The sequence below is a fragment of the Hyphomonas beringensis genome (assembly GCF_000682755.1).
In the GTDB taxonomy this organism is placed as follows: Bacteria; Pseudomonadota; Alphaproteobacteria; order Caulobacterales; family Hyphomonadaceae; genus Hyphomonas; species Hyphomonas beringensis.
The window spans coordinates 1-8,754 of record NZ_AWFF01000068.1; the positions used below are offsets into that span (position 1 = coordinate 1).

At 60.3% G+C, this 8,754-nt stretch carries 8 protein-coding genes and 1 pseudogene; 3 read left to right on the top strand and 6 right to left on the bottom strand.

The genetic code is table 11. The features are described from left to right. Positions 1 to 225: 225 nt before the first annotated feature. Positions 226 to 447 (bottom strand): annotated as a pseudogene (locus HY29_RS18975) (DDE-type integrase/transposase/recombinase); the annotation flags it as partial. A gap of 475 nt (positions 448 to 922) precedes the next feature. On the opposite strand from HY29_RS18975, the gene HY29_RS15235 reads away from it, so the two are divergent. Then, entirely contained in the window at positions 923 to 1,381 is a 459-nt protein-coding gene (locus HY29_RS15235) for an Rrf2 family transcriptional regulator (RefSeq protein ID WP_034798509.1), read from the top strand. Here HY29_RS15235 and HY29_RS15240 read toward each other — a convergent pair. Genes HY29_RS15240 through HY29_RS15260 form a run of 5 tightly spaced genes read right to left on the bottom strand, consistent with a single transcriptional unit; the run spans position 1,378 to position 5,251 of the window. Further along, positions 1,378 to 1,881, bottom strand: coding sequence for a Smg family protein (locus HY29_RS15240; protein WP_034798510.1), 504 nt, complete (start codon positions 1,879 to 1,881; stop codon positions 1,378 to 1,380). The genes HY29_RS15235 and HY29_RS15240 overlap by 4 nt on opposite strands. Before the next feature lie 16 nt (positions 1,882 to 1,897). Beyond that, positions 1,898 to 2,356 (bottom strand): DsrE family protein, encoded by a 459-nt coding sequence (locus HY29_RS15245; RefSeq protein ID WP_034798511.1) that lies wholly within the window; start codon positions 2,354 to 2,356, stop codon positions 1,898 to 1,900. Beyond that, positions 2,356 to 2,475, bottom strand: coding sequence for a cytochrome bd-I oxidase subunit CydX (cydX, locus tag HY29_RS15250; RefSeq protein ID WP_034798512.1), 120 nt, complete (start codon positions 2,473 to 2,475; stop codon positions 2,356 to 2,358). Before cydX ends, HY29_RS15245 begins: the two co-directional genes overlap by 1 nt. A 16-nt stretch (positions 2,476 to 2,491) precedes the next feature. Beyond that, the gene (gene cydB / locus HY29_RS15255; RefSeq protein WP_034798513.1) at positions 2,492 to 3,634 is read right to left on the bottom strand and encodes a cytochrome d ubiquinol oxidase subunit II; all 1,143 of its coding nucleotides are present in this window, start codon (positions 3,632 to 3,634) and stop codon (positions 2,492 to 2,494) included. Positions 3,635 to 3,646: 12 nt separating this feature from the next. Continuing rightward, entirely contained in the window at positions 3,647 to 5,251 is a 1,605-nt protein-coding gene (locus HY29_RS15260; protein WP_051601602.1) for a cytochrome ubiquinol oxidase subunit I, read from the bottom strand. 161 nt (positions 5,252 to 5,412) lie between these two features. On the opposite strand from HY29_RS15260, the gene cydD reads away from it, so the two are divergent. Together cydD and HY29_RS15270 are read left to right on the top strand one after the other, a co-directional pair. Beyond that, on the top strand, positions 5,413 to 7,074 hold the full coding sequence (cydD, locus tag HY29_RS15265; RefSeq protein WP_034798516.1) for a thiol reductant ABC exporter subunit CydD: 1,662 nt from the start codon (positions 5,413 to 5,415) through the stop codon (positions 7,072 to 7,074). Then, on the top strand, positions 7,068 to 8,714 hold the full coding sequence (locus HY29_RS15270; protein WP_034798514.1) for an ATP-binding cassette domain-containing protein: 1,647 nt from the start codon (positions 7,068 to 7,070) through the stop codon (positions 8,712 to 8,714). The genes cydD and HY29_RS15270 overlap by 7 nt, the downstream gene beginning before the upstream one ends. Positions 8,715 to 8,754 lie beyond the last annotated feature (40 nt).

The window sequence follows — 8,754 nt, forward strand, 5'->3', positions numbered from 1 at the left end:
CGGAGCGAACGAACCCCATTCGGTCTACGTTGACCCAGCCCGCCCGCGAAACAGCGTCAACGGCCCCGTTAAACCGTATCCAAACCTGCGACCGTTTCCCGGAAAACCCTGTTCCGACGCACATATCACAGCGCTCCGAAATGGAGTGAAATACCCGAAACATCAGGCCGGAGGTGGCGTCAGTCCAACGCAAACCAGTCTCCATTTTTCGCGGACCTGCAGGTCTTAGGCGACGAGAAGGTCGCGCCATTCGCGAAGAGCGGTGTCACGAAGCGATTTGAACCTGGCCCTGCTCTCGATATTCCTTAGATGATTGAAGTGATTGTATACTGAGGAGTGGGTCGACACGAACTTCTGCAAACTTCGCATACGCCGGAAACGGGACATAGCGCGCTCCCATCGTCGAAATGGTAAGTGTGAGTTCTCTCCGCGATTATTCAGGTGACGTCTTGAAGTAGCGGAACGGTGATTTTGTCATTTCCTGACGCTAAACACCTGGATAGATCACCTCAAGGCCGATTCCGCGGACAATGCCCCGATACGCAATGACATGGCATAAAATCCTTTTGTTCGTTCAGATAATGAGTTTCAGGCTTTAGCCCGGCTTGTCGCTCAGGTCGCTTCCTGAATGCAATGTGTTATTTCATATAACACTTTTTAAACTCATTGTCCCGATGCCAACCATAGAACATTTTTATGCGACAGTGGTTTCAATCCCAGGACAGAAATACCACATTACGTTGAATATATATGTATTTATGTCTACCCACCGCTGCGGTTTCGTCCCCCCGGAAAAGAGGGCTTCCAAATTTTTGGATTGACAAATATCGTATCCACAACAGAATAGTGTCAACAATTTTGCCACTTTTATGTGGCAAAATTAAAAGTCCGGGGATGGGACATCCAAGAGGAAACTGACAACGTGCGACTGACAGCCTACACGAACTATGCACTCCGGACGCTGATGTATTGTGCCCTGCACCCTGACCAGCTGGTGCGTATTCAGGATGTCGCCAACTCGCACGGGATTTCCAAGGCGCACCTTCTGAAAGCGGCCCGCCAACTGGGCCAGCTTGGCTATCTTGAGAATGTTCGCGGCCGCACCGGCGGTGTCCGTCTCGGCCGCCCGCCCGAACGCATAATCATTGGTGAAGTGGTTCGCCACACGGAAGGCGATACGGAAATCGTTGAGTGCTTCAATCCAACGACCAATACCTGCCCGCTGATTGGCGTCTGCAAGTTGAGTACGCTGTTCCGCGCGGGCCTTCGGGCCTTCTTTGCCGAACTGGACAAGGTTACCCTTGCAGACATTGTTGCAAACGGACCGGTCTTGCTGGAACGGCTTGAAAGCAATCGCGAGGCCCTGGAGACGAGCGACTAATCGGCTGCCGGGTCTTCGACTTCAACCGCCTTGTAGCTGCCATGGCAGGCGACACACTTTCCCATGGCATCGCTGACGACCAGCTGGAGCTCGTCCATGTCTGCTGTCATTGCCATATCCGACATGGTGCCGAAATCCTGACGAAGCGACCGACCGAGCACGCGGAAACCTTCCGGGCTCTTCAGTTGCACGGCCTGCCCCTGGCCATTGCCACGCCTCAAGGCCCCCGCCGCATCGCGGATCGTTTCCCGGTCTTCTTCCGCAATGGCACCGCTGATCGTCTGCAGCCCCTGCAGGAAACCAAGCATTTCATCACTGATATGCATCCGGTCTTCCGCCGTATAATAGAGCGCAATCCGGCCATCGGCCGTACGTTCCGGACGGGCCGTTTCGGTCGCCAGTTCATCGAGCTCTTGATGCGTGGAAATAAACCGCATCAGGCCGACACCCATGATCAGTCCGAAAAAGATCCAGCCAAAGACTGCCAGCGTCTTGTTCATGTCTGCAGCACTCCTTTCAGAAGCTCAGAACGGTCGCGCCCTCTGCCGTGAAAACAGACGCAATATCGGGGGGCGTGGCCACGCCTATCCCGTCTTCCAGCGCCTCTGCGCCGAAGGGGCGGTTGGGGAGGTAGATGGCACACACGTCGACCTTCACGCCTTCGGCCTTCAGGGACCGCAACAGGCCAGCCGGACTTGCGCCCTTCGGCTGAAGCGGTGCCAGAGCTTCCGGCGGCGGCGATTTAAGGGCGAGATCGCCCGCAGCACTGCACAACAGAATCTGCGGTGTCACGCCTTTCGCCATCGCCGCCTTCGTCAGCACCAGGGCCATCAATTGCGTTTCTGCATCGGCGCTGGTCAGGACGGTGAGCATCGCATGGCCAGCATCCGCTGCCGCCGCGGCTGGCGGCGTGTCAGCAACCGCTGCACACGCCGGCAGCACCAAAGCTGCACACGCGACCAGAAATCCGCGCATCAATCGATCTCCAGATCGTTCTCACCTGCTTCGCCCATGAACACTTCGTTCCACATGGCATTGAGAATGCCGAAGGTCAGCGCGAGGCCGAGGCCAAGAATCCAGCTGAAATACCACATATCGTTTTCCTTCCGCTTAGTACGTGCCGGCGGCGTTTGCCTCCTCTGTGGTCAGACGACCCCAGAGGACTTTGTACACCCAGGCTGTGTAGGCCAGAATAATTGGGACAAAGATCACCGTTACGATCAGCATGATGAACAGGGTGAGATGGCTGGATGAGCTGTCCCATACCGTCAGGCTGGCGTTCGGGTTGATTGAGCTGGGCAGGATGAAGGGGAACATTGAGGTCCCCACCGACGCAACAATACCAGTTGCGGCAAGGCCAGACCCGATCAACGATAGCGCCGCTTTGCTCCGGAGGCCAAAGAAGGCCAGAATGGCCCCGATGAAGCCGAGTGCCGGTGCGAGGATCATCCACGGATACTTGCCGTAATTGGTGAGCCAGGCCCCCGCTTCCACAACGACCTCCTTGCGCAGAGGATTGGCCACGCCGTTCGGATCAATGTCCGTCACGATGCGGTAACCCATGCCCGCCATGGCGAGCCAGACTCCAGCTGCTGCGTAGAAGACGATGACCAGCAGCGCGGCAATCTGGCCGAACTTCGCTGCCCGGTCCAACACAGGCCCATGCTCGATCTTCACGACCAACCAAGACGCCCCGTGCATGACAAGCATCGCCACCGAAGCGAGGCCGCATAGCAAGGCAAACGGATTCAGCAAGCCCAGCAGGCCGCCCGTATACGTCGCCCGCAGCGTGCGGTCGATATCGAACGGGACCCCCTGCAGAACATTGCCGAGTGCCACGCCGAAGATCAGGGCAGGAACGAAGCCGCCGACGAACAGCGCCCAGTCCCAGGAGCGGCGCCAGGCGGCACTTTCCCGTTTTGACCGGTACTTGAACCCCACGGGTCTCAGGATCAGCGCGGCCAGCACCACGAACATGGCGAGATAGAAGCCGGAGAAACTGACCGCATATACAGAGGGCCAGGCTGCGAACAAGGCGCCACCGGCCGTGATCAGCCACACCTGGTGGCCTTCCCACATCGGGCCAATTGAGTTGATGACGAGACGCCTTTCCTTGTCGTTCTTTGCTACGAAGGGCAGCAGCGACGCGACACCAAGATCATATCCGTCTGTCAGGGCGTAACCGATAAGCAGTACGCCGACGAGGCCCCACCAGAGGACTTTCAGCGTTGCATAGTCGAGAGGAAGTTCCATTGTCCTGTCCTCCTATTTGTCAAATTGGATGGTGCGCGGACGGGCCGGCACGGGTTCATTGTGAGTGTCAGGGCCACCCCCACCCACACCCTTAGGCAGGATGCGAGCGCCTGGGCCGAGCTTGACGGCACGGATCATCAGCGAGATCTCGATCACCGCCAGCGTGCCATAGAGCAGTGTGAAGCCGGCCATGGTCATGATGACCTGCGTCACCGTCAGGCCGGAGACCCCCATGAAGGTCGGCAACACACCGTCGATGACCCAAGGCTGGCGTCCGACTTCAGCAAGAACCCAGCCAAGCTCCGCCGCAATCCAGGGCAACGGAATGGCAAAGAGTGCCAGATATAGGAACCAGCGCGGCACATCCCGCTTCAGGCTCACAAAATAGAAGGCGAGGGCGAACATTGCGATGAACAGGAAACCGAGCCCGGCCATGATGCGGAACGAGAAGAATGTCATCATCACATTCGGAACAGTGTCCATGGCAGCTTTCTCGATCGTCGCGCGATCAGCGGTTGCCGGATCATCGACATACCGTTTCAGGAGCATGGCATAGCCAAGATCCGTCTTGGTCTGTTCGAATTGCTCGCGCGCTTCGACGTCGTTCGGGTTCTCGTTCAACGCTTCCACAGCCGTGTAGGCACGGATCCCGTTTTCGATCCTGTCTTCCGCAACTGCGACCAGTGGCAGGATACCTTCAACTTCACCGTCCAGCGAGCGGGTCGCGATCAGGCCGAGCACATACGGGACGTGAATGGCGTATTCGGTCCGGTGCTCTTTCTCATTCGGAATGCCGATAAGGGTCAGGCCTGCTGGCGCAGGCTCTGTTTCCCACATGGCTTCCAGGGCAGCGAGCTTCATCTTCTGGTGATCCGTCAGCGCATACCCGCTTTCGTCCCCAAGGACGACGACCGACAGGGCTGACAGAAGCCCGAAGCTGGCCGCGACCGCCATTGAGCGTTTCGCAAGACCAAGGTGCCGGTTCTTCAGAACATACCAGGCAGAAATACCGAGCACGAAAACCGATGCCGTCACATAACCGGCGCTGACCGTGTGGACGAACTTGGCCTGCGCGACCGGATTGAAAAGCACTTCCATGAAGTTAGTGACTTCCATCCGCATCGTGTCCGGATTGAACTCGGACCCAGCCGGGTTCTGCATCCAGCCATTGGCGATCAGGATCCACAGGGCAGACAGGTTCGAGCCCAGCGCCACGAGGAAGGTAACGAGCCAGTGGGCCGGACGGGACAGCTTGTCCCAACCGAAGAACATCAGGCCGACAAGCGTCGCTTCAAGGAAAAAGGCCATCAGGCCTTCAATCGCCAGCGGGGCACCAAAGATGTCGCCCACATAGTGCGAATAATAGGACCAGTTCATCCCGAACTGGAATTCCATAGTAATGCCGGTGGCGACGCCGAGAACGAAATTAATTCCGAACAGGGTGCCCCAGAACTTGGTGGTGCGTCGCCACACCTCCTTGCCGGTCATCACATAAGCGCCTTCCATGACCACCAACAGCATGGAAAGCCCCAGCGTCAGTGGCACGAATAGGAAATGGTACATGGCTGTCAGCGCAAATTGCCAGCGCGACAGGTCAGCGACTAATAGTTCAGGCATGGTTGTCTCCTGACCACATGATACTGCGGTCTCTCGTCTTCATGTCGGCAGATTTATGCCTGCCAACCTAAACAAACGATAGCGCAAAAAGTCGCATGCAATATAACACTTATAAGTCATAATTACTGAATATGCCGGAAGACACTGAAAATTCTGAAAAAATGCGGACGCGCAGTGCGCTCCGGCTCTGGGCAGGCGCATCGCAGCGCGCGGTCAGTCTGGGCCTTGCCTGCCAGATTCTGGCTATGGCGGGATGGATCGCCATCGCCTGGGGCATCGGCCACAGCGTTGCTGCCATCGCCGCTGGCCAGCCAGCCGGTCCGGGTCTGCCGGTCGCCGCTGTGGGCGTGCTGGTCCGAGGCATATCGAGCTGGCTGGGAGACCTTCTTCTCGCTCGCGCGGGACAAAGGATGGTGAATGCCGCCCGGGCGGAGATTTTCGAAACCTTGTCAAAGGCCGGGGCCGGTTGGCTTGGCGGCGCTGACGCTGGCACCCGCACAGCACAGATCATCGACCGCACGGCAAAACTCGAAGGGTATGCCGCACGGTGGCTGCCCGGCATGCGCCTCGCCGTCACCGGGCCCGTGATCATCCTGATTGCCGTCGCGACCCAGAGCTGGCTGTCCGCCGTCCTTCTGGTCGTGTCGGTCATGGTCCTGCCGGTGTTCATCTGGCTGACCGCCAGCGAGACCGCCGCCCGCGCCAAGGCCCAACAGGCCGCACTGGATGATCTGTCCGGCGCCTTCCAGGCACGCGCGGCGCAGTCCGGCCTGATCCGGGCGTTTCGCGCGATCCGCCGTGAGACGGACAGTCTCAAGGACGCTTCCGAACAGCTGCGCGACCGCACCATGGCCATCCTGCGCGTCGCCTTTCTGTCGACGGCCGTGCTGGAATTCTTCGCGTCGGTCTCCATCGCGCTGGTCGCGGTCTATATCGGGTTCAAATTGCTGGGCGTCTTCCCGTTCGGCACAGGCGAAACTCTGACTTTGGCCGAAGGCCTGACCGCCCTGATCCTGGCGCCCGAATTCTTCAGCCCCATCCGCAAGCTCTCGAGCCTGCACCATGATCGCGCGGATGCCAGCGCCGCCGCTGGCATGCTGTCAGAGTGGCTGGCCCATCGCAGCGATTTCCCGGTGACAAAACTGCCGCCGCTCGAAAACGCACCGGTCATCACATTCGACCAGACAGCCCTTGGCTGGGGCAATGGCAAAACAGCCGTCTCAGACCTGTCCTTCACAGCCCGCCCCGGACAGGTGACCACGCTTGCCGGGCCATCCGGATCCGGTAAGTCGACCGCCCTCCTCGCGCTGATTGGCCGGGCCCGGCTGACGGGCGGTGAGATACGTGTGGATGGGCAGACGTTGCAACCCGGCGAAAGCCTAGCAGACTCCATCGCCTATATCGGCCAGACGCCTTGGCTGATGGAGGGCACAATCCGGGAGAACATCGCCATTGCCCGGCCTGATGCCGGAGCGGACGAGATCGAGGACGCAGCGCGGCAGGCAGGCATTCTCGACTTTGCAGACGCGCATCGTGGCGGACTGGAGCAAAACCTCGCCCGTTTCGGTGCCGGGCTGTCGGGCGGCCAGCGCCAGCGGATAGCCCTCGCCCGCGCGCTTCTGCGTAACGCGCCTGTTCTCCTGCTCGACGAGCCGACAGCGCACCTGGACCCGGATGCCCAGGAAGACTTTCTACGCAAGCTGAGAGACCTAGCGACGGGCCGCACACTCCTTGTGGCCAGCCATTCGGACGCCCTGATCGCCGCGTCTGACGAAGTGATATGGTTGCAGCCACAACGCACGCTGGAGGAAACGGGATGCTGAAGCTCTGGCGTCTACTCGGCCGGCCCGGAAAAATCCGCTTTGGCCTCGCTTTGCTCCTGTCGGGCCTTGCAGGCGCGTCGAGCATCGTCCTGCTCGGTCTGTCCGGCTGGTTCCTGACCGCAGCCGCCATCGCAGGCTCTGCCGGGGCAGGATATGTCTTCAACCATCTCTACCCCAGCGCAGGCGTGCGCGGCGCAGCCTTCTCGCGCGTCCTCACCCGCTATGGCGAACAGCTGATTGGCCATGATGCGACACTCAGCCTGTCGGCCGTCCTCCGGCCTCAGCTATTCGCGGCCAGCGCGTCGACCCAGCGCGGCTTCACCTCCATGCCCGCACGGGACCTCAGCATGCTGATCGATGACGTCGACGCAGCAGAGGCTGGCTTCCTTCGTGTCTACAGCCCGGCGGCCGCGGTGATCGCCGGCATAGCCGTTGCGCTTGGCTTTGTCTTTGCGAGCGACTGGATCAGCGGTCTTCTGGCATTGGCCGCTTTTCTGTGCACAGGCTGGGCCTTCCCGGCCATGGCTGTTCAACGCTCCCACCGCGCAGCCGACGCGCATTCGCGGCAAGCGGAACTGGCGCGGGAGCAAACCTCCCGCCTTGTCGAAAATGCAATAGAACTCGATATTCTCGGGGCGATGGGCCGTGAGACGCGCGTGGCGCAGGCGGCACTGGAACAACAGGTCTCCGGCCGCGACGCGATTGAAGCGCCCTACCGCAATCTCGGCGCAGTCACGGCTACCGCTGGCCTTGCACTGGCGCTGCTGGTCCTGTGGCGAGCCGCCGAGGCGCAATCCAGCATCGCGATGGCCACCGGCGCAGCGCTCGCCCTGATGGCGGCCTTTGAATCCACGGGTGCGATGTTGAAAGTCTTTGATGCCCGCGCCCGCTCCAGTGTGGCAGCCGAGCGACTTGCCGCCCGCCTGCAACCGGCTGAAGCCAGTTGGGATCCCCCCCTGGAATCGGCGTCCTCGCTGGACAGCCTGTTTCCGGTTTCGGCAAATGGCCTGATGGCTCAGGCGGCGTCCAATGCGCCGATGATTGGCCCCTTGAGCTTCACCATCTCGCCCGGAAAACTGGTGCAGCTGGTCGGACCGTCCGGCAGCGGCAAAACAACCGTGGCCGAAGCGATGATGCGGCTGCATCCTGTTTCACCCGGCATGCTGTCCTATAATGGCATCCCGGCAGAGAGCACACGCATCGCAAGCGTTCTGGCCCATGTCGCGATCAGCCCGCAATTTCCCGCGTTCCTGCCCGGCACACTGACTGACCAGATGCGTCTCGCTGCGCCGGACGCAACCGAGGATGAAATCCGGAACGCCCTGCGCATCGCCTGCGCTGACACGTTTGTTGCCGCCCGGCCCGAAGGCTTGGACGTTATGTTCGGCGAAGGCAATCTGCCGTTCTCCGGTGGAGAGTTGCGCCGCATCGGTCTTGCCCGCGCCCTGCTGGCAAAGCCAGAGATCCTGATTATGGACGAGCCCTTTGCCGGGCTGGAGGCGGACCTCGCCCGGCGGCTGGCCGTGAACCTCGATACCTGGACAACCGACGCCCCCCGTGCCCTCGTCGTTCTGGCTCACAAACCGGTGGACGCCCTGTTCGATGGTCTGGCCACCGAACAGGTCCACATCCACGCCTGAATAGGTCAGGGTGAAAGCCACATTCGAACCGTCGGTACAC

Coding starts and splice junctions, on each gene's coding strand:
- HY29_RS15240 (WP_034798510.1), bottom strand. CDS start 1,881: ATGAACAAGACGCTGGCAGTCTTTGGCTGGATCTTTTTCGGACTGATC.
- HY29_RS15245 (WP_034798511.1), bottom strand. CDS start 2,356: ATGCGCGGATTTCTGGTCGCGTGTGCAGCTTTGGTGCTGCCGGCGTGT.
- cydX (WP_034798512.1), bottom strand. CDS start 2,475: ATGTGGTATTTCAGCTGGATTCTTGGCCTCGGCCTCGCGCTGACCTTC.
- cydB (WP_034798513.1), bottom strand. CDS start 3,634: ATGGAACTTCCTCTCGACTATGCAACGCTGAAAGTCCTCTGGTGGGGC.
- HY29_RS15260 (WP_051601602.1), bottom strand. CDS start 5,251: ATGCCTGAACTATTAGTCGCTGACCTGTCGCGCTGGCAATTTGCGCTG.
- cydD (WP_034798516.1), top strand. CDS start 5,413: ATGCGGACGCGCAGTGCGCTCCGGCTCTGGGCAGGCGCATCGCAGCGC.
- HY29_RS15270 (WP_034798514.1), top strand. CDS start 7,068: ATGCTGAAGCTCTGGCGTCTACTCGGCCGGCCCGGAAAAATCCGCTTT.